We start from the raw sequence: 26,207 nt of genomic DNA on the forward strand, positions 1-26,207 counted from the left end.
ACCAAGTAGCGTGTCCCCCCGGAGTGATCAGCTCCGGGGGGACACGTTGCGTTGGGGAGGGCGGCATGGGGGTGGATGTGTGTGTGCGACAGCCCGTCGCATACGACGACCGGATCGTGGCCGCCGCTCTCGACGAGGTCCCACTACCGCTCGGGCACGCGGATCGGGTTCTCGCACCTTTCATCACCATCGACGGCCGGATCCACGGACTCACAAGCAACTTCCTGCGCCACTACTGCCTGACCAAGCCTGAAACCGGCACAGCCAGCCGCATAGCCTCCGATCTGGTCGGCTGGCTGGACTTCCTGGTCAACCACCGCGGACGCCACCCCTTCGAAGACCACCGCGACCCCGTCCTGGCGGCCATAGAAGAGGACTTCAACGCCTACTACCGCCGCCGCCAGTACGGCGAGGACGCCGACATGCTCACCGGCGACGGCTGGCGCAACGCCGCCTCCGCTATCAAGCGTCTCTACGAGTACCTGCAGCGCCGCTACCAGCACACGCCGCCGTTCGAGATCATCAAGGTCAGTAAGGACGGCCAGTGGAGTGGCACGACTATCGCGGGCTATCCGCCCCGTCGGCGCAACACCGGCTCCGCGGGGATCCCGCTGACCCCGGAGTACGCCGACTACCTGCTCATGGGCGCCCTCCGCGTCGACCTCAACGGCCACCAGCAGAGCTACCTCGGCGCCGACCGCGACCACGCCCTCATCTCGCTCGCCCTTGCGTCCGGCCAGCGCCGGCACAACCTCGCGAACACCACCACCCACGAACTGCCCCGGATCAGCCCCCTTCCCATCACCACCACGCGCGTCGCCGACCAGATCACCAAAGGCGACGCCGGCGGCGACGCCCTGGTCTTCACCCACCGACTTCAAGCCGTCCGGGACTACGTCGACAACGCCCGCGCCGAGATCACCGAACGCACCACCTACACGCCCGACCGACCCCTGCACATCCTCGAGGCCGACCAGAAGCGGGTTCGCTACAAGGACCCGGACCACCCCGGCGGCGTGCGGACCCGCCTGTGGGCGGACTGCGACTTCAAGATCCGGCGCCGACTGGTGGAATCAAACGGCTCCAGCCCGATCGTCTTTCTCAACGAGTTCACCGGCGATCCCCTTGCCTACCGGAGCCTTCAGCACATCATCGAAGGCGCCCGCGACTTCGTTCGCGCGCACATCACAGCGGACTTCCCGAGCGGGTTCCGGCTCCACGACTGCCGCCACACTTACGCAGTCCACCTCACTGTCTGCATCTACAAGGGCGTCATCGCGGACTCCGTGCCGGAGCACCGGCGCGAGAACTGGATCGCCGACAACATCGCCGCAGCCGTAGAACTCGTCAAGTTCTCCCTCGGCCACGCCAGCGAATCTTCGACCCGTCTTTACAACCAGTCCGCGCACCGCTTCCTCGCCATCCCTGCGAAGCAGTTCCTCGGAGGCAGCTGAATGGCCCACCCCACCCGAGGCCACCGCGCCGGAACCTACGAGATCCAGGAACTCGTCGGCATCAACCAGGACGACCTGACCATCACCTTCCGTCACGCCGGCGCTTACCAGCCGGAAACAGCCCGCATCAACGCACCGGCGACGCCAGCGGCGCGACAACTTCTGCGGGCAATGGCAAACTCCGTCAAGGTTGCAGACAACGGTGACCGCGAATCCGGTTGGGAGTCGGCGGCAACGCTGCTGAAGTCGGTGTCCTACGTTCGCATCATGCTGTCGGAGTTGGCTGGGCAGGGATACGACTCCTTTGACGACCCGCAGCTGGACGTGCCAACGCTCCGCTCGCTGTACGACCCGCTTGTAGGCAACACGAAGCGGTCGGCCTGCTGGCTGCTGGCACGCGTGGTCCGGGAGAACCATCCCAATGGCAAGGCCCTGGCGACAGCGCTGAAGAACACCAGGTTCCGAGCAGAGGAAACCGATCCATTCGTCTACGAGGACGAGACCGCGGCCGCGATCGAGGCGACCGCCCGCGGCGTCTACACGGCCCGGTTCACCGCCCAGCGTGAGCTCTTCCACTCCATCGGCTTCGACGTTGACGGCAGGGACTGGCTGCGCATCCCCGCGGAAGACGTCATCGCCTGGGCCCGTGACACCCATCCGGACCAGTGCGGCACCGATGCGTGGGAGCCTTTCTTCGGCGCTACTTACGAGGAGCAAGTGGCCTGGGCCCTCACCCACCCGGAGACGTTCGGCTACGTCAAGTACGCACGGAAACCGCAGGTGGTCGGCCATGACATGCAGGAAATCGGCCGGGCCCTGTATCCCGACAACGTCGCCCTCACTGCCGCGCTCATCCTGCACTGCCTCGGCGAGAACAGTGGCTATAACTACTCCGTGCTCCTGGAGAAGAACGCCGAGAGCTTGATCCGCGTGGGCAGCGACGAAGCACTGGAGTACGCGGTCAAGGGCAGGAACCACAGCCAGGACACCAGAGCCACGCGCCTGTCATCGATCTACACTCCCGGAGGGGTCATCGAGACCCTCGCCGGACTCACCCGATTCTCGCGCCACCATCGGCGGCACCTGACCAACCCGGACGGGAAGCCCGCCGCGGTTGTCAGTCGGCTCTACGTTGAGCACACCGCCGACCCCGCGGCCGCGAAAGTCCTCGACAACCAGCGTCCGCAGAGCGCCTGGCGAGGGTCACCCGAATTCAATGCCCACTGGGACGACTCCGCCGGTCCCCGCGCGGACGTGCCCCTGCGGTTCGGCGCGCTCAGACTCGTCGCCGAGGCCCGTGCCCTGGGCGAGGGACTCAAGGGGGACGTCCACGGGCACTCCGAGCGCACGAAGGTCCACTACGCCTCTCACGTGCTGCCCGACTACCTGCTCAACAAGCTCGCTGCGGCTGCGCAGAACGACTTCCACGACGAGGCCGTCGCCCGCTTCAAGCCCCTGGCCCAGGCCACCGAGGGACCGGCTGCCGAGCTCGCCGCGGTCCCTGCTGAGCAGCTCATGGACGTCGAGGTCGGTGTCTGCACCAGCAAGGGAAACGACCCGCAGACGCCAGCACGGCGATGCGCCCTCGGGATCGTCGCATGCTTCACCTGCCCCAACGGCTACCGCACCGCCGACCACATCCCCGGCCTGCTCGCCGCAGTCGAGTTCACCAAGATCGTCGAACGCAACGACCCCACCGAGTGGGAGGACGGTGAGGCCTCCCACCTGCGCTTCTATGCAGGAGGAAGCCTCAAGGAGTTCCCCTCCCGCGTCGTTGAGAACGTCCGTCGCACCACCGACCTCCGCCCGCACATCCTGACCGTGACGGGCCTGTACATGGAGCTGAGGCATGGCTGAGATCCTCGCGTTCCCGGGCGCCGACGCGTTCGAGACGGCACAGCCCCTGTTCCCGGCCACGGAGCGGATCAACGACCTCATCCCCGGTGGCGAGTACCTCCTGCACGACGTCGTGTTCGGCCAGGACACATGGGATCTCGCAGGCCACCCGGAATGGCACGACAAAGCTGGCACCGCCACCCGGTTCCCGTTCGCTAAACTCTCCCGCCGGTGGCGTGACGCGGCGAAGGAACTCGCCCTGCTGCAGATGAACCCTGCGCTGGCCGCCGAACGCGCTCCCGGCAACCCGATGGCCGACAACTGGGCGCACATCCAAGAGCCCACCAAACCAGTCACGGCCCAGGGAAACCTCAAGGCCCTCACCCACGCTCTGCAGATCGCGGACGCACACCACTTGGTACGTTTCGACGCCGATGACTGGGAGCGGCTGCCGTTCCTCCTCGTTCAGCCCGCCAGCGTCGAGGACAAGCAGACGGGGGCCACGCTGTCCCCGTTGGTCGGCCGCGGCAGAGCACAGCAGTTGGTGGCGCTGTGGCAGGCGACCCAGATCGCCGACCGAAACGGGCTGCTCGGACACGGCTTGCCCTTCGGCGGACGTGAGATCAACGAGCTGTTCGCCAATCGCGGCAAGCGGAACCTGGTCCGCCCGCACGAGCACGTCGGGCACCTGCTCGGCTTCACGGCCTGGCTGATCGACCACGTTGCCGAGGACGTGGTCGCGCACGTGGAGTGGTGGGCGTCCAACACCGCGGACGAATCCCCGGTGTCTCAGGACGAGGTGCGGCAGCGGATGCTCGGGCAGGTCCTCGAGATCGCTCACCGCACCGGCGGCAAGGCGCCAGGCTCGCGCAACCTCAACGGCGAACTCACCCTCGCCCACGCTCCGCTCGCCCGCCTGCAGGGCGTCTACAACGCCGACGAGGCCTTCGACGCAGGCCGCTGGGTCCAGTCGCAGCTGCGAGGCCGCGTCGTCCTCGACGAGTCCTGCAGCCCCTGCCCGCTGCCGATCACCATCGTTCCCACCCTGGACGGAGGCGAGAAGCCCTGGACCCCCCGCCTGCTCGCCACCAAAAGCGGACTCGACATCTGGCAACGGCGCATCGTCTACGCCTGCATGTACTACCTGTCGGCAACCCTGATGCTTCGCGACGGTCAGCTCGCCATCCTGACCCCGGACTGCGTCACTGCCGAGGAGGTCCAGCGATCAGACGGGACCAGCTACATCAAGCGCACCCTCGCTGCACACAAGACCAAGAACCGGCACATGCCCGTGCCGACAAAGGTCGCCGTCAACAGCCGGATCCAGCACGTCATCGCGTTGATGGGGCGTCTGCAACGGGCGCTGGGCTACGAGCCGGCGATCCACAGCCTCACAGGCCTGCGCTACCTGTTCGACCAGCGCCTAGCGACGCCGCTCGGCAAGAAGGCCAGGGTCGACGCCCGCGAGGGTCTCTACCTCGACCAGTGGTTCGTCAAACTCATGAAGGAGGCCGGCGCGGAACTCCACAACCGCGCGGTGATCCGGCACAGCCTCGACAACCTGAAGGTCAACATGCGCCAGGTCCGTATTACTGCAGGCCAGGCCTATGCGGTGCGGGAACATGGCCAGGCCCTGGCCGCCGCGTTCGGGCAGTGGGACACAGCAGCTGTCGCCCGCGGCTACATCGGCGACATCTACAAGATCATCACTCCGCTTGAGCCGGAGGAGGTCGTCGAGGTCGCTCAGGAGGACATCGGTCGCCGCATGCGGTGGGTCGCGGCCCAACGTGACACGCTCACGGGCAACGGACTTCCCCGGTTCGACGCTGCGGTCACGACCGCAGGGGCACCACTGAGCAACCCCGCCCCGTTGACCCCAACCCGTCTGAAGTCCCTCGGCAAGAAGAACCGCAACGTCACCCAGGGACCCCTGACGCTGTGCATGTGGCAGGCAGAGGGCGCCATGTGTGACGGCGAGGGAAAGCCGAACTTCCGACTCTGTTTCCCCGGAAGATGCCGAAACTCCGTCATGACCAGGGCGGATCGAGCACGCTATGAACTCATGCGCCGCCAGCAACTCGCCGTCGGTAGCGAGTCCTCGCAACGGGCAGCTGCAAAGATGGACGAGGGCAACCCCCACATCCGCGAAGAATTCAGGGACCTAAGCGATGACGACGTCTACGACATCGTCATCGAGCACGTCAACGCTTACGTTCGCGAGGCCCTGGGAGGTGGCGCGTGAGCGACGACGGCATCGAGGCCCTGATGCGGGTGGCCTCCCGCGTCAAAGGCGGCGAGGCGTTCAGCGGCGAACTGCTCATCCAGGAAGGTGTCCCGGTAGCTCTGCGGCTGGTGCTAGCCGCAGCAGTTCTGGCTGCGTCCGACAGGCCAGTGAACAAGAAGTCCGTGACGATCACGGCGCCGGCTGCCCGATCAGCGACTTACCGTGACCACGCAGAACTGCTTGAGCAGGTGACCACGGTCCTGCCCGCGCTGGTTCAGGCGCAACTCGATCGCGCGGGCAGCGGGGTGTCTGTCACGGACCTGGCGAGGCAGCTGCAGGAGGCCAACCGCACGATTCAGAAGGAACGAGAGCGACGTGAGGAGATCGAGCAGCAACTCATGCACGTCGCCTCATATGCCCGGGAGCTCCACTGGAAGCTCAAGGACGAGTACGACGCCGTCATCAGAGAGAAGGCCGAGAAGGTGCGACACCTTCGACCGGTTGCTGAACCTTCGGACTGCAGCACCGGGAGGGACTGAAGGGGCTGAGGTTTTCTCAACGGTGATCATCCCTGGTCCTGTGACGAGGGAGGAACTGGGCGGGAGGGCGGTCTACGCTCGCAGCCATGACGATCACGTATGAGTGGCGGGGCGACTTCGACAACGCAGCCGTCAATGCGCTGCATGCAGCGGGTTTCAACCACCAGACTTCGAAAGTCGATTGGCTGACCCAGGTTCATCACCACAGCCTGGGCTGGGTCTGTGCACGCCATGATGGAGACCTCGTCGGTTTCGTGAATGTCGCGTGGGACGGCGGCCTCCACGCGTTCATCCTGGACACCGTGGTCGCAGCAAGCTACCGCCGCTCGGGGATCGGAGCCGGGCTTGTTACCGAGGTCGTCCGACAGGCCCGTATGGCCAAATGCGAATGGCTGCACGTCGACTTCGAGGACGACCTGCAGTCGTTTTACTTCGACGCCTGCGGATTCCAGCCGACGGCCGCGGGACTCATCGCACTCTGAGCCTGCCGACGGTCATGTAACCCCCAGAGCTGTGGTCACGTGATTCTCAGGTGTCTGGCAGTGACAGCGCTCTGCCCCGGCTGGTTGTCAGTGGTCGTTGCGAGGATGCGTGGATGACCTCGATGACCCATCCGATCAGTACCCCTGATGAACAGTCGCGTGCCAACCTTTTGGAGTTGGTCGCTGCTATCGACCCGTGGGATGACCTGGAGCGCACACATCTGAAGACCGCCACGCAGTGGATCGCCAGCGGAGCCCCGGTCTATCGGGTGCGCAAGCCAGATGTTCCGGCGATGCACTTGGTGAGCTATTTCGTCGTCCTCGACGACACGCGGGAGCGGCTGCTGCTCGTCGCGCATCGCAAGGCGGGTCTGTGGCTGCCGTCCGGAGGACACGTCGAGCCGGGCGAGGATCCGTGGGCCGCAGTGGTCCGCGAGTGCCGCGAGGAGCTGAGCATTGAGGCCGTGGCATCGCCGATCAACGGCGAGCATCCCTTCTTCCTCACTGTCACCCGAACCAGGGGCCAGCGCGCACACACCGACGTCTCCCTGTGGTATCTGCTCAACGCCGACGCCGACACCATCACTTCCTACGACCAAGCCGAGTTCAACGCAATCCGGTGGCTGACCGACGAGCAGGTGCTCGAGGAGTCGGACGAGCTGCTCGATCCCCAAATGCACCGCTTCACCCGCAAGCTGCAGCACGCCCGCACCCGGAGGCATCGCGGGTAGCTGCCTCTGGCGGTCCGCGGCACCGTACGTCCCTTGCCGCGGCGGCACAACGCATTCGATGGCGGGCGTCATCGACAGTCAGCCGATCAGAGGGGACACCGGGCGCCGTGTTCCGGGAGTGCCTTAGCGGGGGCCAAAGGACTATGTCCCTGGGACACGGCAGCATCCGGAGGGGATGCCAGAAGGCAGGGGACACCCCCCAGATGGTCAGGTCCAGCTGATCGGACGGCAACGCCGTGAAGTAAGGGGCGCCGGCCATGGGCCGGCGCCCCTTACGCGTTTCGGCTACGACGGGCGTGCCCGGCCCATGCTGTGGGTGAAGCCCTCCGGGTCGTCCTCGAAGCCCTGGACGCCGGGGCGGAACTCCCAGGTACCCGCCTCGTTCCGCGTGAACTCCGCGAGTGTGGCCGCCGTCGCGCCGAGGACGCCGCCGAAATCGCCCTCGGCGAGAACGGTGTACCCCTCCCGGACGCGCATTCCGGGAGCGAGGACGCCGGCGAAGGTGCGGCGTGCCGGACGCTGCTGGATGACGACGCCGACCACCACGCGCGCGTACCCGTCGCCGAGCCGGTCGAGTTCCAGTGTCATCACCTCGTCCCACCCGAAGCCCTGACCGTCCCTGCTGTCCCGGTTGAGATAGATGGTGCCGTCGGGAGAGCGGCTGTCGAAATGCACCACATAGGCTGGTTCGCCATGCGGGTCGCCCGCCCGGTAGGTTGCGGCGACCAGATCCAGGTCGGTGGGCGGCTGCCCCGCGGGACTGGGATCCCACTTGACCGCGACCTCGACCTTGCCGATCCCCTTGCTGAGTCCGCTCATCTGACTCCCCTTGACCGACCTTGTGCGCCCCTCTGCCTCAACTTCCCTTCTGCGGGCGCGTGTTGTCCATCGTGCCACGCGCGCGGGGGCGCTTGCGCGGGCGCTGTCCCCACGAGAGTGACCGAGGCCACGTCCCAGGGCCTTACGATGGCGCGGTGCTGGTCAAGTGGATTCGCTGCACCGTGGTGGACCGCCGGGGCTTCGAGCGGGGGCAGCGGAAATGGGCGGGGCTTCTTGGAGAGCCGGGGTTTCGGGGACAGGGGGGCGGGTGGAGCCGGGGGCGGCCGGGTGTCGCGCACATCTTCGCCTTCTGGGAGAGCCGTGCCTTCTACGACTCCTTCATGGCCCGCTCCCATGACCGGCTGGCCGCGACGCAGGCCGGCACCTTCAAGGACGCCCAGGTCCGGCTGTTCGACTACCGGTTCGACGTGAAGACCGGCTTCGAACCCCGCTTCTCGGACGCCGACCTGCTGCGGGTCGCCCTCTGCCGGGTCCACGAGGAGCGCACCGAGCACTTCACGCTGATGCAGGAGAAGGTCTGGAACCCGGCGATGGCCGGCTCGCCCGGCATGGTGCGCGGCCTGTTCGGTGAGGCCCCCGGCAACGAGTTCCTCGTGCTGTCCATGTGGCAGTCCTCCGCCGAGCACGGCAAGTACCGCACCGAGCGCGTGGAGCGCCTCGCGCTGCGCGCCCAGACGGAGGCTGACGTGGCGTCGCTCACGGGTGACATCGTGGAACTCGAGAGCACCTGGACGGTGTGACGGCGGACGCCGGCCCACGCGCGCGTGTGTGGCGCGTGCCGCACGATTTGTGTGATGTGCGCCGTACGTGGCCCGCCGGAGTCCTCGAACGGCGCCGGCCCGATCTACTGTTCTGGCATGGCACGACCACGGCGCATCATCCTTGTCCGGCACGGCGAGTCAACGGGCAACGTCGATGACTCCGTGTACGAGCGCGAACCCGACCACGCGCTGGGACTCACCGAGCGGGGCCGGCGACAGGCCGAGGAGACCGGCAAGGAACTGCGGGAACTGTTCGGACGCGAACGCGTGAGCGTCTACGTCTCCCCCTACCGGCGCACCCACGACACCCTCCGCGCCTTCCACCTGGACCCCGGCCTCATACGCGTGCGCGAAGAGCCGCGGCTGCGCGAGCAGGACTGGGGGAACTGGCAGGACTGCGACGACGTACGCCTCCAGAAGACCTACCGGGACGCCTACGGGCACTTCTTCTACCGCTTCGCCCAGGGCGAGTCCGGAGCCGACGTCTACGACCGGGTCGGCGGCTTCCTGGAGAGCCTCTTCCGCAGCTTCGAGGACCCCGACCACCCGCCCAACGTTCTCCTGGTGACCCACGGCCTGGCCATGCGGCTCTTCTGCATGCGCTGGTTCCACTGGACCGTCGCGGAGTTCGAGTGCCTCTCGAACCCGGGGAACGCCGAGATGCGGATGCTCGTTCTCGGGGACGACGGCCGCTACACGCTCGATCGTCAGTTCGAGCGGTGGCGTGAGCCGGAATCGTACGGGATCACTGGATGGAGCGGCTGAGCGATGACCCCTGACTCCTCTCCGGGCGTGCGCCTGGAACGAGCGCTGGCCAGTGCGCGCGGGCTCGCGGTGGGGGACGCGCTGGGCTCGCAGTTCTTCGCCCCGGCGAACCACCCGCTGCTCAGGCGCCGCGAGCTGCCGCCCGGCCCGTGGCAGTGGACGGACGACACCGAGATGGCCTGCTCCGTCGTCACCGTCCTGGCCGCCCACCACCGTGTCGACCAGGACGCCCTGGCGCAGTCCTTCGCCCGGCGCCACGCACCGCAGCGCGGGTACGGCGCGGGCACGGCGGGGCTGCTGCGGCGGATCAGCGAGGGCGGCGACTGGCGCACGCTGGCGCCTGCCCTGTTCAAGGGGCACGGGTCGTGGGGGAGCGGCGCCGCCATGCGCACGGCGCCCCTGGGCGCCTGGTACGCGGACGATCCGGAGCAGGCCACCCACCAGGCCGAGATCTCCGCCTATCCCACCCACCAGCACCGTGAGGCCGTCGTGGGCGCCATGGCCGTGGCCGCGGCCGCCGCACTGGCCGCCGCGCCCGGCGGGCCGCCGACCGCGCAGGAACTGCTCGGCGGCGTCATCGACCTCGTACCGGCCAGGAGCGCCGTCGGCGCCGGCCTGCGGCGCGCCCGCGACATGCTCGACTACGGCGACGTGGCCACCGTCGCCGCGGTCCTCGGCTCCGGACGGCGCACGACGGCGCACGACACGGTGCCCTTCGCGCTCTGGTCGGCCGCCCGGTGCCTGGCCGACTTCGAGGACGCGTTCTGGACGACTGCCCGGGCCGGCGGTGACGTGGACACCACCTGCGCCATCGTGGGCGGTGTACTCGCCTCGGGGAAGGCCGGGGCCCCGCCCGCCGAGTGGGTGCGGCGCACGGAGGCACTGCCCGACTGGGTCCCGTCGTCCGTGTGACCTGTGCTTCGCGCGATGATTCGCGAATGCGACCCGGCGTGGGTGGGGTGCTTCCAGATGTGACCGCCGAAGGGGCGGACGGGCCGGGGATCGAGCTTCTTCCGGATGTCTCCGCCCTTTGGAATGCGGCCGTGGGAGCGAGGTTGGAGGGGGCTAACAGCGGTGTGCGGGACGTCGTCCGGGGCGCGATGACGCACCGCGCCGGAATGTGCGTGAGCGAACGAACGGGCTTTGAAACCGGACCCCGGCCGTCCGCGTCCGGGGCGGGGCGATGCTCAAGGGAAGGCGGGGTGTCGCAGCGGGATCCGCGCAGCGTACGCTAAGGGCGCCATGCCGTACGAACCCCCCACTCACACCGTCGAACGCTCCCTCAGGGCGACGACCGGAGCGAAGGTCATTGCCGGTGTCGACGAGGTGGGGCGCGGCGCTTGGGCCGGTCCCGTCACCGTCTGCGCGGCGGTCACCGGACTGCGCCGTCCACCCGTGGGACTCACCGACTCCAAACTGCTGACCGTGAAGCGACGTACCGCACTCGCCGCGGAACTGCAGACGTGGGTGACCGCGTACGCCCTCGGGCACGCCTCTCCGGAGGAGATCGACAGCCTGGGGATGACGGCGGCGCTGCGGCTCGCGGCGGTGCGCGCCCTGGAGGGTCTGCCCGTCCCTCCGGACGCGGTCATCCTCGACGGGAAGCACGATTACCTGGGGGCCCCCTGGAGGGTCCGTACGGTCATCAAGGGCGACCAGTCGTGCGTGGCCGTCGCGGCGGCTTCGGTGATCGCCAAGGTCTACCGCGACAAAATGATGGCCGAACTGGGTATCGAGCATGCAGACTTCGGCTTTGCGGCCAATGCCGGATATCCGTCGCCCGTGCACAAGGCCGCGCTGGAGGAGCGGGGACCCACCCCGTACCACCGGCTGTCGTGGGCGTATCTTGATGCGCTGCCCAGGTGGCGGCACCTCAAGAAGGTCCGCGTCTGGGCAGACGGAGGCGTTCCGGAGGTCGAAGGTCAGCTCGGCTTCGACTTCTGATCCTTCCGCTCGGCCTGAAGTGGCACCCGCCCACGCGAGCCGCACCAACGTTTGATAAATATCAGCCCATGCCTCTCATTCCCGAGGAGCCTCAGATTCACGAGAGTGCCCAGGGTCCCCGCGTCACGCCGTCTTCCGGCCGCACCGCGCCGACCCCCCGCCCTGTTCCCGGCCCCCGTCCCGCGGCTCCGCCGCGCCCCGGTCGTCCCGGTCCCGGTGCCGCACGGCCCGCGCCGCCGGCGCAGCGCGCGTCGCAAGAGTCGGCCCCGGCCAAGCCCGGGCCGTCGCGGCCGACCACCCCCGCCGCCTCGGCGGCCCCGCAGATCCAACTGGTTCCGGCTTCCGCCGACGGCGCGCTCGACGCCGCCGAGGAAGCGGTCGACATGCTCCTGGAGTCGGGCCGTGCCCCCGGTGACGTACTGGTGATCACCACCGGTGAGTCGCATCCGTGGGTCGCGCACGAACTGTCCTTCGGTGAGGCGTCCTACTGGGCGCAGCACGACGCGCGCGACGACGTGTTCTACGCGGACGCCGCCGTGGCCTCGCGTGCCGCGTCCCGGCCCGTGGTCGTGGTCGCGATCAACGGCGGCCCCCAGGCCGCTGGTGCCGCGGCCCTGTCCCTGGCGCACACCAAGGCCGGTGCGCTGCTGGTCGTCTGCGGCGACCCGCAGCAGATCAACTCGGTGCTGGGCGCGGCTGTCTGAGCCGCGTCCGGCCCGTCCGGCGGTCCTGAGTCCGTACGGCCTCGAGTCCATTCGGCCTTGAGTCCGTCCGGCGGTCCAGGGACCGTCCGGCGGTTCCGAGTTCGTCCGGGGCCGAGGGAAGCCGACGTCGTGCCCGCCGCGCCGTTCGACCGGCGGCGGGGCCTTCGTCGTGCGCACACCGGTTGGTCGTCCGGCACGCACGGGTGACGGGGGACGTCCTGTTCGTCAGCGGGCCGCCGCGCGGCGCAGCACCGCGGAGGCCGCGCCGCCGGTGCGCGGCAGCGGGGGTGGAGCCTCGGCGGTGCCGAAGGGCTCGGGTGTCGAGTACGCGTGCGGCCGCCGGCCCCCGCGGCCCTCGCCGAGGACCTGCCAGCCGTCCCGGGTCAGCGTGATGTACGCCCCGCAGCGCAGCCCGTGCAGTGTGCAGGCGTCACGCAGTCCCCACATCCACGCACCGTCCTCCTCGGTCCAACGCGCGTCACCGTCACGGCAGTAGAGCAGTACGGCGGTGCGCACCGGGGTGCGGCGCCGCAGATCGTGCGGGATGACCTGGCGCAATTGGTCCAGCAGTGCGTTGCGGAACATCCAGCCGTCGGCAGGCGCCTGCCGGCGGACGAAGGAGGCACTCGCTCGCAGCCGCTCGTCCGGGTCGAGGACCGCGACCACGGCGGTGGCGGGCCTGGGACGGTGGCGGGCGTGCAGTCCGCTGACGACCTCCCGCGGATTGCGCAGCAGAGGAATGCCCGCAGACGCCCACTCCGCGGGTTCGAGCACCCTGTGGGCGGAGGTGGCGGACGTTGACAACGATGCCGCCGAGGACGGAGCGAATCCGAAGGTCACGTTCCTCCCTTCGGCTACGCGCCCACACTGCGGGCGAGATCGGATTCGGGGGAGCGCACACCGCAGGAGAGCCCTACCGGCCAACGGCTGAGCCGTGCGGGGAGCGGACTTCAATTCTTCCTGTCGAACTGGGATGCGGCAACGAGCAATTGAGGGCACCGGCCGTTATCGGGCGACGCACGGCTTATATCCCTACCCGGCGCTCGCCCCGCGACTCCTGGGACCGTCCGCGTCGTTCGTGTGGGCCGCAGACATGTCCCATCAGCCCTGCACCGCCAGGACCAGCGGCATCACCGCCTGTGCGCCGGCCCTTCTGAGCAGGCGGGCGGCGACCGCGAGGGGCCAGCCGGTCTCGGTGAAGTCGTCCACGAGCGGCAACGGGCCGGGGCTGGCGGCAAGGGCGGAGACCAGGGCGGGCGGTACGGTCAGTGCCCCGTCCAGTGTCTTCAGACGCTGGGCGCTGTTGCTCCGCGGCACCCGCCGCGCGTCCGGTGTGTACTCCACGCCGCCCAGCAGCGGCAGGCGGCCGACCTCCGCGATGTGCGTGCCCAGGGAGTGGATCAGCCGGGGCCGGGTGCGAGGGGGCATGGTGACGACGCCGACCGGGCGCGGCCGCGCGTCCATCGCGCCCGGGGCCCAGCCGCCGGGGCCCTTCGCCCAGTCGGCCAGCACGCCCACCACGGCACGCGCCACGTCATCCGGCAGGGGAGCGTCGGAGGTGTGGGCCGCGAACATCGGCCGCAGTCGGTCGCCCCAGCCGATGTGGGAGAGCCGTCCCAAAGCCCGTCCCTCAGCGGCCTGTTCACCGGCCGGGATCCGTCCCCTGAGATCGACGCCGACCGCCGGCAGGCCGGTCGGCCACATACGGCGGGGCTGCACCTCCACACCGGCCCGGCCGAGGTCCACGCGCGCGGCGTCCAGGGCCGCGGTGGTGGTGTCCGCGGTGAAACGGGCCCCCGCGCAGTTGTCGCACCGGCCGCAGGGACTGGCGGTGTCGTCGTCGAGCCGGCGCTGCAGGAACTCCATGCGGCAGCCCGTCGTCGCCGCGTACTCGCGCATCGCCTGCTGCTCGGCCTCCCGCTGCCGCGCGACCCACTCGTAGCGCTGCGCGTCGTACGTCCACGGCCGGCCGGTCGCGATCCAGCCGCCCTTGACCCGCTTGACCGCTCCGTCCACGTCGAGCACCTTGAGCATCGCCTCCAGCCGGGAACGGCGCAGCTCGACCAGGGGTTCCAGGGCGGGCAGCGACAGCGTCCCCCCGCGCGGGCGAGTACGTCGAGGGTGCGGCGCACCAGATCCTCGGAGGGGAAGGCGAGCGACGCGAAGTACTCCCAGATCGCCTCGTCCTCCTTCCCGGGAAGCAGGAGCACCTCGGCCTGCTGCCGGTCGGCGTTCTCCGTCTTGCGCGTGCAGGACGCGACCGTGTGGCCGCGCTGCCGCAGGAAGGCCGTGACCTCCTCGGCCGCCGCCACCGCGAGGGTGTAGACGATTCCGGAACCCGGCAGGTCGCCGAGGTGGTCGGCGAGCCAGGCCATCCGGTGGGCGGCGTCCGGCAGCCGCAGCACGCCCAGGCTGAGGCTCTCCCGATCCACTGGGGTGGCATTCAAATTCAGAACGGAACTGGGGCCCTGACCTGGGCAAACGTAACCAGCGGACCGGACCGGCCCGGGGCTCGGTTCGGCCCGGTCCGTCCCTCGGGCGGCTGGTGGAGCAGCGGGGCGTGCCGTCCGTCACGCGGGGTGAAGTGGCCGATTGTCCGTGCCGTCGGGTTGCATGGGGGCATGAACGATCTGGAGCTGCGTGCCGAAGCCGACGCCATCCTCGCCGAGCTGGTCGGTGATCCGACGGGGTCGGCGCGGCTGCGGGAGGACCAGTGGCAGGCTGTGGCGGCCCTGGTGGTGGAGCGCCGTCGCGCGCTGGTGGTGCAGCGCACAGGGTGGGGCAAGTCGGCGGTGTACTTCGTGGCCACTGCTCTGCTGCGCCGACGCGGCTCCGGACCTACGGTGATCGTCTCGCCGCTGCTGGCGTTGATGCGCAACCAAGTCGAGTCGGCGGCGCGGGCCGGTATCCAGGCGCGCACCATCAACTCGGCCAATCCGGAGGAGTGGGAGACGATCCACGAGGAGGTCGAGCTCGGTGACGTCGATGTTCTCCTGGTAAGTCCGGAACGCCTTAATTCCGTCGATTTCCGCGACCAGATGTTGCCCAAGCTCGCGGCCACGACGGGCCTGCTGGTGGTGGACGAGGCGCATTGCATCTCCGACTGGGGCCATGACTTCCGTCCCGACTACCGCAGGCTGCGGGCGATGCTGGCCGACCTTGCCCCGGGCGTGCCGGTGCTGGCCACCACGGCGACCGCCAACGCCCGGGTCACGGCGGACGTGGCCGAGCAGCTGGGCACCAGTGGCGGCGAGGCGCTGGTACTGCGTGGCCCGCTGGACAGGGAGAGCCTGCGGGTGGGCGTGGTGCAGCTGCCGGACGCCGCCCACCGGATGGCGTGGCTGGCGGAGCATCTGGACGAGCTGCCGGGTTCCGGGATCATCTACACGCTCACGGTGGCGGCGGCCGAGGAGGCCACCGCGTTCCTGCGGCAGGGCGGTCTTGAGGTGGCCTCGTACACGGGCCGGACGGAGAACGCCGACCGTCAGCAGGCGGAGGACGACCTGCTGCACAACCGGGTCAAGGCACTGGTGGCCACCTCCGCGCTGGGCATGGGCTTCGACAAGCCGGACCTGGGCTTCGTGGTCCACCTCGGCTCGCCGTCCTCGCCGATCGCGTACTACCAGCAGGTGGGCCGCGCGGGCCGCGGCGTGGAGCACGCGGAGGTGCTGCTGCTGCCGGGCAAGGAGGACGAGGCGATCTGGCGCTACTTCGCCGAGACCGCCTTCCCGCCGGAGGAACAGGTGCGCCAGACCCTCGCGGTCCTCGCCGAGGCAGGACGGCCGCTGTCCGTGCCGGCCTTGGAGGCCTCGGTGGATCTGCGGCGCAGCCGGCTGGAGACGATGTTGAAGGTGCTGGACGTGGACGGCGCCGTGCGGCGGGTGAAGGGCGGATGGACGGCCACGGGTTCCGGCTGGGTGTACGACGCGGAGCGGTATGCACGTGTGGCGGAACAGCGTGCGGCCGAGCAGCAGGCCATGCGCTCCTACGTCACCACCACCGGCTGCCGCATGGAGTTCCTGCGTCGCCAACTGGACGACGAGGAGGCTGCGCCGTGCGGCCGCTGCGACAACTGCGCGGGTGCCTGGGCCGACCCTGCCGTCTCGGCGGAGACCCTGGCGGGGGCGACGAAGGAACTGGGCCGCCCGGGGGTGGAGGTCGAGCCGCGCCGGATGTGGCCGACGGGCATGCCCGCGCTGGGCGTCGACCTCAAGGGGCGTATCCCGGCCCAGCAACAGTGTTCCCCGGGCCGGGCTCTGGGGCGGCTCTCCGACATCGGCTGGGGCAACCGGCTGCGCCCGCTGCTGTCCGAGCAGGCGCCTGACGGGCCCGTCCCCGAGGACGTGCTGAAAGCTGTGGTGACGGTGCTCGCTGACTGGGCACGCTCTCCGGGCGGCTGGATGGCGGACGGCCCGGATGTCTCTGCCCGGCCGGTAGGGGTCGTCGCCGTACCATCCCTGTCCCGCCCCCGGCTGGTCGACTCCCTGGCTCAGGGAGTCGCGAACATCGGGCGGCTTCCTTTCCTGGGCGCCCTGGCGTACACCGGGCCGAGCGACGTGCATGCGGCGCGACGCAGCAACTCCGCTCAGCGGCTCCGGGCGCTGGCCGGCGCATTCACCCTTCCTGAGGACCTGGCCGGCGCTCTGGCCCGTACGCCAGGGCCCGTCCTGCTCGTGGACGACTGCACCGACTCCGGCTGGACCCTTGCGGTTGCCGCTCGCCTGCTGAGGCAGGCGGGGGCCGGCCAGGTTCTGCCGCTGGTGCTTGCTGCGGCGGGCTGACTGCCCTGGTCGACCTGTACCCGGCAGGGACCGCCGCCAGTACGAGAACGACAAGAGCCGGGTTCTGGTTGAAGCAGGTCTCCTGGACCTGCTCATTCACATGGGGATCAGTGATCTGCCGGAGATGGTGGCCCCCACGCTCTGGTCGTGGCGGTGCCTGAACGGGCCACTGCCTGTCAGCCGCCGCACGCAGACAGCCTGCTGTCACCTGGCTGGTGGACGCCGGGCGCCAGGCGGCGCAGTTCCGCGTCCCGCCGCTGTTCGGCGGGCAGGGCCATGGACGCGAACACCCCCTCGGGAAGGGGGAGGTGGTGCGCGGCATCGATGCCGACGCCGCGCACCTCACCGGCGTTTGCCACGGCCGCCGCCCGGTATCCATCGCAGTGCGTCATGCTCCCGACGACACCGTCCGGCCACGCGGGCGCACCGCCTTCGCCGGTGAGGACGGGGTGCGATGCCCACGTCCGCGAGGGCCCGGCGGGCGCACCAGCGCACAGTGGCGAACTCCCGCGTGCGTTTCCCGACGGCCCCCGCCGCGCTCCCCGGCTCGGCGCCGCGGAGCGGGGCATGGACGGGATCACCGAACGACTCGGCCAGCGCGACCGATGGTGGCTACAGTTTCTCGATCATGATCGTCGTCCCCCCGGGCGCTCCACCCCGGGGGAATCAGCCGCCCGCCACCGAGGCGATGGACACGACCGCGGAGAAGACGTCCCTGTCCTGCTGCCGGCCGGTGACCAGCACCCTGCGGTTGCCGTTCAGGTCGTCCGGGAGCGAGGCGGACTCGATCCAGCAGGTGGTGTCGAACTCGGCGTAGCGGGCGAAGACGACGCTCATCCCCACCACCACGGCGGCGTCCGGGTGGACCATGGCCTGGGCCGCCTGACGCGCGGCTTCGAGCAGCAGCATGCCGGGCGCGTGGTCCACGGGGTGGTCGAAGAGGATCGGGTGAGCCCGGTCGACCCGCAGCTGCCAGCGCGTGCTGGAGTCGGTGGGCGAGAGGACCACGTCCTCGAAACTGCTCCGCCCCACGCGCTCGGGTGACGCGGGGGAGGGCAGGGGAACCGTATGCAGGCCGGGTATGTCGGCGTAACGGCCCCGCAGACGTTCGTAGACGGTCCGGTCCTGGATCGTGAAGCGGGTGCGCGCGACGGCGAGGACCGTGCTGTCCCGCACCAACTCGAAGCGCAGCGCCAGGGCAGAGGCGCGCGCCTTGCGGCGTTTGACGTCCGTGCACGTGATGCGCAGGTCTATACCGACCGCGCCGCCGACACTGCGCAGGGCGTCCGCGTCGAGTTCCCAGGCGAAGTCTTGCCAGAGCAGCTGGTGTCCGAGCGGTACCTCGTAGGCACCGTGGGACAGCAGCGGTAACGTCTGGCGCACCGTCTCGCAGAGCAGCATCGGGTCGTGCATGCCGAGCCGGGTCTCGTAGAAGACATGCTGCTCGGGCCAGCCGGCCTCCACCGCGTAGGAGTCCGCCCCCCTGCGGCACCAGTTGCTCAGCAGCACCTCGGACGCGTCGCGCTTGTGCGTGTACGACCGAGGAATGGCAGTAGGCATTTCTGTCACAGGCAGATGAGCAAGCTGAAGCGACATGGCAGTCCTCCCCTTGGGCTGCTGGCGAATGCCGAAGCGATAACGAGCGGACACGCATGCGTGCCGCCTCGGATAACATAGAGGTCGTTCTTTTTGTTTGTCGAGAGGTTGGGGCGGTCAGTGATGGCACGACGCAGGCAGGAACGTGCCGTTCGTACCCGAGAAGTACTGCTCAGGGCGGCGGCCGAGATCTTCGACGCGGCCGGGTACTCCGGCGCGAGCGTCAACAAGATCCTGGAACGGGCCGGGCTGACGGCCGGGGCCATGTACTTCCACTTCAAGAACAAGGAAGCCCTGGCCAGAGCCGTCATCATGGAGCAGGCCGCCGATCTGGAGTTCCCCCCGAGCGAGCCCGGCCTCCAGCAACTGCTCGACATAACCGGGTACCTGGCGTGCGAACTGAAGAGCAACACGCTGCTGCGGGCCGGCGTCCGGCTGGCGGTGGAGCAGAACGAATCGGGTCTTCAGGAGTACTCGATCTACGAGTTCTGGATCGATCACTTCCGGGAGACCCTGGTCGAGGCGCGCACGAGGGGACAGTTGCGCCCCTACGTCGACGAAGCGGACTTCGCGCGAGTGATCGTCGGTGCCTTCACCGGTACGCAGATCATGTCCGAGATCTCCAGCGAGCGGGCCAACCTGCCCGAGCTGATCGCTGCCATGTGGCGCTGTCTGCTGCCCGCCCTGGCGCCGGACGAGGTCGTCGCGCAGCTCGTCATCCCCCACGACGGGTCGGCGGCGACCGCGTGAGGCCGCCCCGCGTGGCGGTCACCGGAGCCACGGGCTTCGTCGGTTCGGTGGTGCTCCGCGGGCTCCTCGAAGCGCGTGCCGACGGCCGCGTCGACGACGTGCGCGCCCTGGTGCGCACACCTCCCGGGAGACGGCTCCGGGACGAGGCGGGCCCGTCGTGGTGCCCCGCGGACCTGACCGATCCGTCCTCGCTGTCCGGGGCGCTGGACGGCGTGCACGTCCTGGTGCACCTCGCGTCCCGGGTGTCCGGCGAGGCGCGCGCGTGCGAGGCCGTCAACGTCCGGGGGACCGCGACGCTCATCGAGGAGGCCCGCCGCAGCGGTGTCCGACGCGTCGTCCAGCTCTCGACGACCGCGGTGTACGGAGCCGGGCCGCACCGCGGGCTCACCGTGAACGAGATCGCGCCGGCGCCTGTCTCCGCGGCCAGCGCCACCCGGCTCGAAAGTGAGCGGCACGTGCTGGCGACGGGCGGCACGGTGCTGCGGGCCGGTCTGATCGTGGGCCAGGGCGACCGCTGGGTCGTCCCGGCGCTGGCCGAACTGCTCGCGCGGGTTCCGGCCCTCTGGGACGGCGGACGCGGCCTGCTGTCCCTCATCGACGTCGAGGACCTCGCACGGCTGATCACGACGACGGCGCTCATGCCGGACGCGCCGCCCACGGGCATCCATCACGCCGCCCACGCCCGTCCTGTACGCGTTCGCGACCTTTTGACCACACTCGCCTCCCTCGGCGTACTGCCGAGTGTGACCGGGTCATGGCCCTGGGACGCCTGCGTACGCCGACTGCGCGAGGTGCCGGGTCCGATGAGCGAGCGCCAGTTCTCCCTCCTCGCCCTCGACCACTGGTACCGCGGCGAGGAGATCTGGCGCCTCACCGGATGCCCGGAGGGCCCCGGCCCGCTCGCCCGCCTCGCCTCCGCGTCCGCGTGGTACAGGTCGTTCCTCGCCGAAAGACCCTAGGGTCCTCAGGCGGTGCGGGGCAGTGGGTCGGGGGCCTCGGGCGCGGCGGGGGTGGTGGAGGCCGGGGAGTAGAGACGGCTGTAGGTGTAGGCGGCGGAGACCAGGGTCATGTGGTGGTGCCAGCCGGGGTAGGAGCGGCCCTCGAAGTCGAGGAGGCCGCAGTCCTCCTCAAGGCGGCTCACGGTGGCGGCGGCGCCGGAAGTCAGGTGGGCGAGCGCGGCGATGCGCCCGGCGCGTTCGTCGAGGAGGGTGGAGAGCCATGCGCGCGGGGCGCCCTGCCGGGCGGGGTCCCACTCGGCGAGGAGGCGGTGGGTCTGCCTGCTGCCGGGCAGCCGGACCCGGGTGGACAGCATCCTCACGTCACCGCTGCCCGGGGCGTGCACCGTGGCGTATGTCTGGCGGGTGCCGTGCCGGTGCAGGAACTCCTGAACGGACAGGGCGCCTTGGGCGTCCTGGGCGTCGGCAGGGGCGGGGCGAGGGCCGAGCGGGAGTATCCGCAGACCGGGCGGCACCGCCACGACGAAGTTCTGCCCGCGCCGGCTCAGGCCGTTGACCAGGAGGGTCGCGTCCGGGCACTCGCTCATGTCCACCACCGCGGGGACCGCGGTGAGCCCCGCGCGGGACGAGACCATATCGAGCAGATCGAGGATGTGCTCCCAGTACGGGCGATGGCGGGCTGTACCGGGAATCCTGGCCCGCTCACGCAGGTCCGCGTCGTCGCTCCACCGCTCGGGAAGCATCAGACGCCAGTCCACCGGCAGGTGCATGTCCCCGGAGGAGAGGAACAGCCCGACTCCCATCTGGCAGTTGATGGTCCGGCCCAGCCGTGGCACGAAACGGCGGTGCACCCCGCACGAGTGCGCGCCGCGCTTGGGCAGGAACGCCGAGGCGACCGTCAGGGCCAGGGGCGTGGTGCGCCCCTGTACGACCCGGGTCAGTTCCTCACGGGCCGGTTCCCAGTCCCAGGGGCTGGTGTTGATGAACTGCTGCAGAGACTGCGACGCCGTCGGCGACGCCGAGATCGCGGCGGCAAGGCGGCGTATGGACTTCTTGCCCGGCGTCGCGAGCAGCCCGCGCAGGTAGCCCAGGGCCCATCGTCGTTGGTCGGCCCGTGGGAGATGTCCGAAGAGTGTGTCGCTGAAGGTGTTCAGCGAGGCCGTACCCCACTGCGGTGACAGAACCAGGTGCTGCCCGGCCATGGTGCGCTCCCTCCACGTGCATGCCGACCAGAAAACAATAGCGAACGTTCTCTTTGTTTTTGAGGGGGTGGGCGCTTTCGGTGAGACTTCGGCAAGTCACTGAAGTACCCGCAGGCATTTCCGTAAAAAACGGGCACAGATGCAGATGCGGCCACCAAACCCCGTACATCTATCGGAAGTCGGCGTTGTGACGGAGCTCTCGCCACCAGAAGCTCTGGACAGCAACGCGGCCCATCGCATTGAGAGGAGACCAGCAATGACGCGATCGCGGACGTGCGCGGAACGCGACGACCGCCTGGCCCGCGGAGGCTGTCCACGGTGAAACAGGGAAGAGCGGTCCGGACCCGCGAGTCCCTCATCCGGGCCGCCGCCGACGCCTTCGACGCCGCGGGCTTCGAGGCCACGTCACTGGGACGGATCTGCGCGGGGGCGGGCACCTCCATGGGCGCGCTGACCTTCCACTTCCGCTCGAAGGCCGCACTCGCCGACGCGGTGCAGCAGCACGGCATCGCGCTCACCGGCGAAGTGGTGCAACGGATCTTCAGAACACGTCAGCCCCCGCTGGAGACCATCATCGCCATCACCCTCGCCGTCGTCGGTCTGCTTGAGGAGAGTTCCGTGGTCCGGGCCGCCGCCGGGCTCAGCCGCGAGCGCGTGGCGACCACCTCCCCGTGGCCCTCCTCGTGGATTCCGGTGATCGAGGATCTGGTGACCCGTGTGCCCGAGGAGACCCTGAGCCCCGGCACCCACCCGCGTGCGCTCCTCTCCCTGGTCACGCATCTCGTGACCGGCGCCGAGGTGCTCATCCACACCGGCGGCGAGGCCGCGGAGCCGGACCATGTCCGCGCGGTGACCCAGGTCGCCGAGATCTGGGAGCTCACGCTGCGCGGGGTCTCCCCGACCGTGCGTCTTCCCCAGCAGCGGCGGACCGGGGCCCGCACGCGGAGTGCTCCAGGACGGGCACGGACGGCAGAGGACGGTGCTGTTTAGGCGACTTGCCAAGATCGGGAGCGGACTTGGCCGGGGGCTGGGACGCGCCCCCTCTCGCCCCATAGTTTCGGCTGCGGCTTCCATCCGAGCGCGACGAGAGGAGCACCGTGTACATGAAGGAAGTCCGCCGGCTGGACCGGGTGATCATCCGGTTCGCGGGCGACTCGGGTGACGGCATGCAGCTCACCGGCGACCGCTTCACCGCGGAGACCGCGTTGTTCGGCAACGACCTCGCCACACTGCCGAACTTCCCCGCCGAGATCCGGGCCCCCGCCGGGACGCTGCCCGGGGTCTCCTCCTACCAGTTGCACTTCGCCGACCACGACATCCTCACGCCGGGCGACGCCCCGGACGTACTCGTCGCGATGAACCCGGCGGCGCTGCGGGCGAACATCGGCGATCTGCCGCGCGGCGCCGAAGTGATCCTCAACACCGACGAGTTCACCGGGCGGGCGATCCGGAAGGCGGGCTACGCGACCTCGCCGCTGGAGGACGGCTCACTCGACGGCTACCGCCTCCACCCGGTGCCGCTGACCACGCTGACGGTGGAGGCGCTGAAGGAGTTCGAACTCTCCCGCAAGGAGGCCGAGCGCAGCAAGAACATGTTCGCGCTCGGCCTGCTGTCGTGGATGTACCACCGGTCCACCGAGGGCACCGAGAAGTTCCTGAAGTCGAAGTTCGCCAAGAGGCCCGACATCGCGGCCGCCAACATCGCGGCGCTCCGCGCGGGCTGGAACTTCGGTGAGACGACGGAGGACTTCGCCGTCTCCTACGAGGTCGCCCGGGCGGCCACCGCGTTCCCGACCGGCACGTACCGCAGCGTCTCCGGCAACCTCGCACTGTCCTACGGCCTGGTCGTCGCGTCCCGGCAGGCGGATCTGCCGCTGTACCTGGGCTCGTACCCGATCACCCCGGCCTCGGACATCCTGCACGAGCTGAGCAAGCACAAGAACTTCGGTGTACGGACCTTCCAGGCCGAGGACGAGATCGCCGGGATCGGTGCCGCCCTCGGGGCCGCCTTCGGCGGGTCGCTGGCGGTGACGACGACGTCCGGCCCGGGTGTGGCCCTGAAGTCGGAGGCCATCGGGCTCGCGGTTTCGCTGGAGCTGCCGCTGCTGATCGTCGACATCCAGCGCGGCGGGCCCTCGACGGGTCTGCCGACCAAGACCGAGCAGGCCGACCTGCTGCAGGCGATGTACGGCCGTAACGGCGAGGCCCCGGTTCCCGTGATTGCGGCACGGACGCCGGCGGACTGTTTCGACGCGGCGATCGAGGCGGCCCGGATCGCGCTGACGTACCGCACGCCGGTGTTCCTCCTGTCGGACGGCTACCTCGCCAACGGCTCCGAGCCCTGGCGCATCCCGGAGCCGGACGAACTCCCGGACCTGCGCGTGCGGTTCGCGCAGGGACCCAACCACACCCTTCCGGACGGCACCGAGGTGTTCTGGCCCTACAAGCGCGACCCGCACACCCTTGCCCGGCCGTGGGCGATCCCCGGCACGCCCGGCCTGGAGCACCGCATCGGCGGCATCGAGAAGCAGGACGGCACCGGCAACATCTCCTACGACCCCGCCAACCACGACTTCATGGTCCGCACCCGGCAGGCCAAGATCGACGGCATCGACGTACCGGACCTGGAGGTCGACGGCCCGGACGAGGCGAAGACGCTGGTCCTGGGCTGGGGCTCGACGTACGGGCCGATCACGGCTGCGGTACGGCGGCTGCGCCGGGCCGGGCAGCCGGTCGCGCAGGCGCACCTGCGCCACCTCAACCCCTTCCCGCGTGACCTCGGCATCGTCCTGCGCCGGTACGAGCGGGTCGTCGTGCCGGAGATGAACCTCGGCCAGCTCGCCACCCTGGTCCGGGCGAAGTACCTGGTCGACGTGCGGTCCGTCACCCAGGTGAACGGCATGCCGTTCAAGGAAGAGCAGCTCGCCCACACACTGGAGGCGATCATCCATGACCACTGAACTCCGCCTCCTGCCCAAGCACTTCAAGTCCGATCAGGAAGTGCGCTGGTGCCCGGGCTGCGGTGACTACGCGATCCTCGCCGCCGTGCAGGGTTTCATGCCGGAGCTGTGCGTGGCCCGCGAGAACATCGTGTTCGTCTCGGGCATCGGCTGCTCCTCGCGCTTCCCGTACTACATGAACACCTACGGGATGCACTCCATCCACGGCCGCGCCCCCGCCATCGCCACCGGACTTGCCACCAGCAGACGGGACCTGAGCGTGTGGGTGGTGACGGGTGACGGTGACGCGCTCTCGATCGGCGGCAACCACCTGATCCACGCCCTGCGCCGCAACGTCAACCTCAAGATCCTGCTGTTCAACAACCGGATCTACGGCCTGACCAAGGGGCAGTATTCGCCGACCTCGGAAGTCGGCAAGATCACCAAGTCGACGCCGATGGGCTCGCTGGACGCGCCCTTCAACCCGGTGTCGCTGGCGATCGGCGCGGAGGCGTCCTTCGTGGCCCGCACGATCGACTCCGACCGCAAGCACCTCACCGAGGTGCTGCGTCAGGCCGCCGCCCACCCGGGCACCGCGCTGGTGGAGATCTACCAGAACTGCAACATCTTCAACGACGGCGCCTTCGACGCCCTCAAGACTGCATCCAATTCAAAACCGGGGCAGCGGGCCGAGGAGGCAGTGATCCGACTGGAGCACGGCAAGCCGATCCGCTTCGGCGGGGACCTGTCGCAGGGGGTGGTACGGGACCAGCTCACCGGCGACCTGAGAGTGGTCACGGTGACCCCGGAGAACGAGGCACAGGTCCTGGTCCACGACGCCCACACCCCGTCCCCCACCGCCGCCTTCGCGCTGTCGCGGCTGGCGGACCCGGACACGCTGCACCGCACCCCGATCGGTGTGTTCCGCTCGGTGGAACGGGCCGTCTACGACACAGAGATGGCCGACCAGCTCGACACCGCGATCGAGCGATACGGCAAGGGGGATCTGGCGGCGCTGCTCGCCGGTGGCGACACCTGGACCGTCGTCGGCTGATCCTGAGCGGAAGGCGGCACCACCGGTTCGACCGGTGGTGCCGCCTTCTGTTTGCCTCAGCCGGCCCCGAGTTCCTCCCCGATGGCGACCGCGAACGTGTCCCCGTCCTCCTCGGTGGTGTCGAAGGCGGTCACCCAACGGACCTCACTGGTGCGCTCGTTCCAGACGCGGAACGGGAAGCGTTTCAGCAGTCGCCGCGTGACGTCCGGTGGCAGGACGGCGAAGACGTGGTTGGCCCCGGGCGCCGTCCATGTGTACCAGCAGGCCCAGGCCGTGGGCCTGCTCGCAGAGGGCGTGGATCTCGTCGACGGTGTAGCGGAGCCCGGTCGCGGTGCACTGGGTGAGGGAGACGACCTTGGGCTGTGTCCGGTGCAGATGACGGCCTGGCAGACGTCGAGCATGGCCTGCAGCGCCGCCACGTTGGCCCCGGTGCTGTTCAGGACCGGGTGAACGTCCGCTGCGGACCGAAGTGGCCCCGGACGGTCCGCCCCAGTCGTTCGGTGTGGACGTCACCGCCGTAGCTCGGCTGGTGGCCGCCGTCGGCGCGGGCGATCGCCACCAGCGCCTCGGGGTGGACCCCGGCGTGGTTGTCGCTGGCGAAACCACGCCGGGTGGGATCGTGGAGGGGGCGTGCGGCCCTTCCGTCCGG

24 protein-coding genes and 2 pseudogenes are annotated in these 26,207 nt (G+C 69.6%); 17 read left to right on the top strand and 9 right to left on the bottom strand.

Translation table 11 applies throughout. The annotated features are described in order from the left end of the window. The first annotated feature begins 83 nt into the window (after window positions 1-83). From OIE49_RS26330 to OIE49_RS26355, 6 genes are all read left to right on the top strand, one after another. Window positions 84-1,454 (top strand): hypothetical protein, encoded by a 1,371-nt coding sequence (locus tag OIE49_RS26330; protein WP_326804416.1) that lies wholly within the window; start codon window positions 84-86, stop codon window positions 1,452-1,454. Next, a complete protein-coding gene (locus tag OIE49_RS26335) occupies window positions 1,455-3,311 on the top strand; it encodes a hypothetical protein (RefSeq protein ID WP_326804417.1) in 1,857 nt (618 codons plus the stop codon). After that, complete coding sequence (locus tag OIE49_RS26340) at window positions 3,304-5,532, top strand: hypothetical protein (protein ID WP_326804418.1); 2,229 nt, start codon at window positions 3,304-3,306, stop codon at window positions 5,530-5,532. The genes OIE49_RS26335 and OIE49_RS26340 overlap by 8 nt, the downstream gene beginning before the upstream one ends. After that, window positions 5,529-6,053: a hypothetical protein gene (locus OIE49_RS26345; RefSeq protein ID WP_326804419.1), complete on the top strand. Its 525-nt coding sequence runs from the start codon at window positions 5,529-5,531 to the stop codon at window positions 6,051-6,053. The genes OIE49_RS26340 and OIE49_RS26345 overlap by 4 nt, the downstream gene beginning before the upstream one ends. Window positions 6,054-6,139: 86 nt before the next feature. Further along, window positions 6,140-6,535, top strand: a complete 396-nt coding sequence (locus OIE49_RS26350; protein WP_326804420.1) for a GNAT family N-acetyltransferase — start codon at window positions 6,140-6,142, stop codon at window positions 6,533-6,535. Between the two features lie 113 nt (window positions 6,536-6,648). Then, window positions 6,649-7,266 carry an NUDIX hydrolase gene (locus tag OIE49_RS26355; RefSeq protein ID WP_326804421.1) on the top strand — a complete coding sequence of 206 codons (618 nt, stop codon included), beginning with the start codon at window positions 6,649-6,651 and terminating at the stop codon, window positions 7,264-7,266. Between the two features lie 285 nt (window positions 7,267-7,551). Here the strand turns inward: OIE49_RS26355 and OIE49_RS26360 are convergent, their stop codons facing one another. Next, complete coding sequence (locus tag OIE49_RS26360) at window positions 7,552-8,085, bottom strand: TerD family protein (RefSeq protein WP_100570718.1); 534 nt, start codon at window positions 8,083-8,085, stop codon at window positions 7,552-7,554. Between the two features lie 155 nt (window positions 8,086-8,240). Between OIE49_RS26360 and OIE49_RS26365 the strand changes: the two genes are divergently transcribed. The 5 genes from OIE49_RS26365 to OIE49_RS26385 all read left to right on the top strand — a co-directional run bounded on the left by OIE49_RS26365 (window position 8,241) and on the right by OIE49_RS26385 (window position 12,280). Further along, a complete protein-coding gene (locus tag OIE49_RS26365; RefSeq protein ID WP_100570717.1) occupies window positions 8,241-8,846 on the top strand; it encodes a YdbC family protein in 606 nt (201 codons plus the stop codon). Between the two features lie 117 nt (window positions 8,847-8,963). Then, window positions 8,964-9,632, top strand: a complete 669-nt coding sequence (locus OIE49_RS26370; protein WP_100570716.1) for a histidine phosphatase family protein — start codon at window positions 8,964-8,966, stop codon at window positions 9,630-9,632. A gap of 3 nt (window positions 9,633-9,635) precedes the next feature. Continuing rightward, window positions 9,636-10,544 (top strand): ADP-ribosylglycohydrolase family protein, encoded by a 909-nt coding sequence (locus OIE49_RS26375; RefSeq protein WP_326804422.1) that lies wholly within the window; start codon window positions 9,636-9,638, stop codon window positions 10,542-10,544. A 330-nt stretch (window positions 10,545-10,874) separates the two neighbouring features. Next, complete coding sequence (locus tag OIE49_RS26380) at window positions 10,875-11,576, top strand: ribonuclease HII (RefSeq protein WP_326804423.1); 702 nt, start codon at window positions 10,875-10,877, stop codon at window positions 11,574-11,576. A gap of 68 nt (window positions 11,577-11,644) precedes the next feature. Then, window positions 11,645-12,280 carry a hypothetical protein gene (locus tag OIE49_RS26385; protein ID WP_326804424.1) on the top strand — a complete coding sequence of 212 codons (636 nt, stop codon included), beginning with the start codon at window positions 11,645-11,647 and terminating at the stop codon, window positions 12,278-12,280. A gap of 225 nt (window positions 12,281-12,505) precedes the next feature. Here the strand turns inward: OIE49_RS26385 and OIE49_RS26390 are convergent, their stop codons facing one another. After that, window positions 12,506-13,120 carry a hypothetical protein gene (locus tag OIE49_RS26390; RefSeq protein WP_326804425.1) on the bottom strand — a complete coding sequence of 205 codons (615 nt, stop codon included), beginning with the start codon at window positions 13,118-13,120 and terminating at the stop codon, window positions 12,506-12,508. Between the two features lie 261 nt (window positions 13,121-13,381). Further along, a pseudogene (locus OIE49_RS26395) lies at window positions 13,382-14,754 on the bottom strand (RecQ family zinc-binding domain-containing protein); the annotation flags it as partial. A gap of 147 nt (window positions 14,755-14,901) precedes the next feature. On the opposite strand from OIE49_RS26395, the gene OIE49_RS26400 reads away from it, so the two are divergent. Further along, entirely contained in the window at window positions 14,902-17,061 is a 2,160-nt protein-coding gene (locus OIE49_RS26400) for a RecQ family ATP-dependent DNA helicase (RefSeq protein WP_326804426.1), read from the top strand. Window positions 17,062-17,237: 176 nt separating this feature from the next. On the opposite strand, the gene OIE49_RS37175 is transcribed toward OIE49_RS26400, so the two are convergent. The 3 genes and pseudogenes from OIE49_RS37175 to OIE49_RS26410 form a co-directional block, all read right to left on the bottom strand. Further along, window positions 17,238-17,453: a hypothetical protein gene (locus OIE49_RS37175; protein WP_401739900.1), complete on the bottom strand. Its 216-nt coding sequence runs from the start codon at window positions 17,451-17,453 to the stop codon at window positions 17,238-17,240. A 21-nt stretch (window positions 17,454-17,474) separates the two neighbouring features. Beyond that, window positions 17,475-17,556, bottom strand: a pseudogene (locus OIE49_RS37180) (4'-phosphopantetheinyl transferase); the annotation flags it as partial. A 171-nt stretch (window positions 17,557-17,727) separates the two neighbouring features. Next, window positions 17,728-18,621, bottom strand: a complete 894-nt coding sequence (locus tag OIE49_RS26410; protein WP_326804428.1) for a ScbA/BarX family gamma-butyrolactone biosynthesis protein — start codon at window positions 18,619-18,621, stop codon at window positions 17,728-17,730. Between the two features lie 159 nt (window positions 18,622-18,780). On the opposite strand from OIE49_RS26410, the gene OIE49_RS26415 reads away from it, so the two are divergent. Together OIE49_RS26415 and OIE49_RS26420 are read left to right on the top strand one after the other, a co-directional pair. Further along, the gene (locus OIE49_RS26415; protein ID WP_100570708.1) at window positions 18,781-19,407 is read left to right on the top strand and encodes a ScbR family autoregulator-binding transcription factor; all 627 of its coding nucleotides are present in this window, start codon (window positions 18,781-18,783) and stop codon (window positions 19,405-19,407) included. A gap of 11 nt (window positions 19,408-19,418) precedes the next feature. Beyond that, entirely contained in the window at window positions 19,419-20,366 is a 948-nt protein-coding gene (locus tag OIE49_RS26420; protein ID WP_326804429.1) for an NAD-dependent epimerase/dehydratase family protein, read from the top strand. Between the two features lie 5 nt (window positions 20,367-20,371). Here the strand turns inward: OIE49_RS26420 and OIE49_RS26425 are convergent, their stop codons facing one another. Next, the gene (locus tag OIE49_RS26425; RefSeq protein ID WP_326804430.1) at window positions 20,372-21,565 is read right to left on the bottom strand and encodes an IS701 family transposase; all 1,194 of its coding nucleotides are present in this window, start codon (window positions 21,563-21,565) and stop codon (window positions 20,372-20,374) included. Between the two features lie 318 nt (window positions 21,566-21,883). On the opposite strand from OIE49_RS26425, the gene OIE49_RS26430 reads away from it, so the two are divergent. The 3 genes from OIE49_RS26430 (at window position 21,884) to OIE49_RS26440 (ending at window position 25,558) form a co-directional block, all read left to right on the top strand. Beyond that, entirely contained in the window at window positions 21,884-22,555 is a 672-nt protein-coding gene (locus tag OIE49_RS26430; RefSeq protein WP_326804431.1) for a TetR/AcrR family transcriptional regulator, read from the top strand. Between the two features lie 113 nt (window positions 22,556-22,668). After that, a complete protein-coding gene (locus tag OIE49_RS26435) occupies window positions 22,669-24,525 on the top strand; it encodes a 2-oxoacid:acceptor oxidoreductase subunit alpha (RefSeq protein WP_326804432.1) in 1,857 nt (618 codons plus the stop codon). Further along, window positions 24,515-25,558: a 2-oxoacid:ferredoxin oxidoreductase subunit beta gene (locus tag OIE49_RS26440; protein WP_100570703.1), complete on the top strand. Its 1,044-nt coding sequence runs from the start codon at window positions 24,515-24,517 to the stop codon at window positions 25,556-25,558. The genes OIE49_RS26435 and OIE49_RS26440 overlap by 11 nt, the downstream gene beginning before the upstream one ends. A gap of 56 nt (window positions 25,559-25,614) precedes the next feature. Here OIE49_RS26440 and OIE49_RS37185 read toward each other — a convergent pair whose 3' ends face one another. Together OIE49_RS37185 and OIE49_RS37190 are read right to left on the bottom strand one after the other, a co-directional pair. Beyond that, window positions 25,615-25,977: a hypothetical protein gene (locus tag OIE49_RS37185; RefSeq protein ID WP_442812314.1), complete on the bottom strand. Its 363-nt coding sequence runs from the start codon at window positions 25,975-25,977 to the stop codon at window positions 25,615-25,617. A gap of 17 nt (window positions 25,978-25,994) precedes the next feature. Then, a complete protein-coding gene (locus OIE49_RS37190; protein WP_442812315.1) occupies window positions 25,995-26,117 on the bottom strand; it encodes a hypothetical protein in 123 nt (40 codons plus the stop codon). Window positions 26,118-26,207 lie beyond the last annotated feature (90 nt).

Origin of the sequence: Streptomyces sp. NBC_01788 (assembly GCF_035917575.1) — a bacterium.
Lineage (GTDB): Bacteria > Actinomycetota > Actinomycetes > Streptomycetales > Streptomycetaceae > Streptomyces.

What these genes read in the sequence shown, in the direction of transcription:
- OIE49_RS26335 (WP_326804417.1), top strand. Translation starts at nt 1,455, where the DNA reads ATGGCCCACCCCACCCGAGGCCACCGCGCCGGAACCTACGAGATCCAG.
- OIE49_RS26340 (WP_326804418.1), top strand. Translation starts at nt 3,304, where the DNA reads ATGGCTGAGATCCTCGCGTTCCCGGGCGCCGACGCGTTCGAGACGGCA.
- OIE49_RS26350 (WP_326804420.1), top strand. Translation starts at nt 6,140, where the DNA reads ATGACGATCACGTATGAGTGGCGGGGCGACTTCGACAACGCAGCCGTC.
- OIE49_RS26355 (WP_326804421.1), top strand. Translation starts at nt 6,649, where the DNA reads ATGACCTCGATGACCCATCCGATCAGTACCCCTGATGAACAGTCGCGT.
- OIE49_RS26360 (WP_100570718.1), bottom strand. Translation starts at nt 8,085, where the DNA reads ATGAGCGGACTCAGCAAGGGGATCGGCAAGGTCGAGGTCGCGGTCAAG.
- OIE49_RS26370 (WP_100570716.1), top strand. Translation starts at nt 8,964, where the DNA reads ATGGCACGACCACGGCGCATCATCCTTGTCCGGCACGGCGAGTCAACG.
- OIE49_RS26375 (WP_326804422.1), top strand. Translation starts at nt 9,636, where the DNA reads ATGACCCCTGACTCCTCTCCGGGCGTGCGCCTGGAACGAGCGCTGGCC.
- OIE49_RS26380 (WP_326804423.1), top strand. Translation starts at nt 10,875, where the DNA reads ATGCCGTACGAACCCCCCACTCACACCGTCGAACGCTCCCTCAGGGCG.
- OIE49_RS26385 (WP_326804424.1), top strand. Translation starts at nt 11,645, where the DNA reads ATGCCTCTCATTCCCGAGGAGCCTCAGATTCACGAGAGTGCCCAGGGT.
- OIE49_RS26400 (WP_326804426.1), top strand. Translation starts at nt 14,902, where the DNA reads ATGAACGATCTGGAGCTGCGTGCCGAAGCCGACGCCATCCTCGCCGAG.
- OIE49_RS37175 (WP_401739900.1), bottom strand. Translation starts at nt 17,453, where the DNA reads ATGACGCACTGCGATGGATACCGGGCGGCGGCCGTGGCAAACGCCGGT.
- OIE49_RS26410 (WP_326804428.1), bottom strand. Translation starts at nt 18,621, where the DNA reads ATGCCTACTGCCATTCCTCGGTCGTACACGCACAAGCGCGACGCGTCC.
- OIE49_RS26415 (WP_100570708.1), top strand. Translation starts at nt 18,781, where the DNA reads ATGGCACGACGCAGGCAGGAACGTGCCGTTCGTACCCGAGAAGTACTG.
- OIE49_RS26425 (WP_326804430.1), bottom strand. Translation starts at nt 21,565, where the DNA reads ATGGCCGGGCAGCACCTGGTTCTGTCACCGCAGTGGGGTACGGCCTCG.
- OIE49_RS26435 (WP_326804432.1), top strand. Translation starts at nt 22,669, where the DNA reads ATGAAGGAAGTCCGCCGGCTGGACCGGGTGATCATCCGGTTCGCGGGC.
- OIE49_RS26440 (WP_100570703.1), top strand. Translation starts at nt 24,515, where the DNA reads ATGACCACTGAACTCCGCCTCCTGCCCAAGCACTTCAAGTCCGATCAG.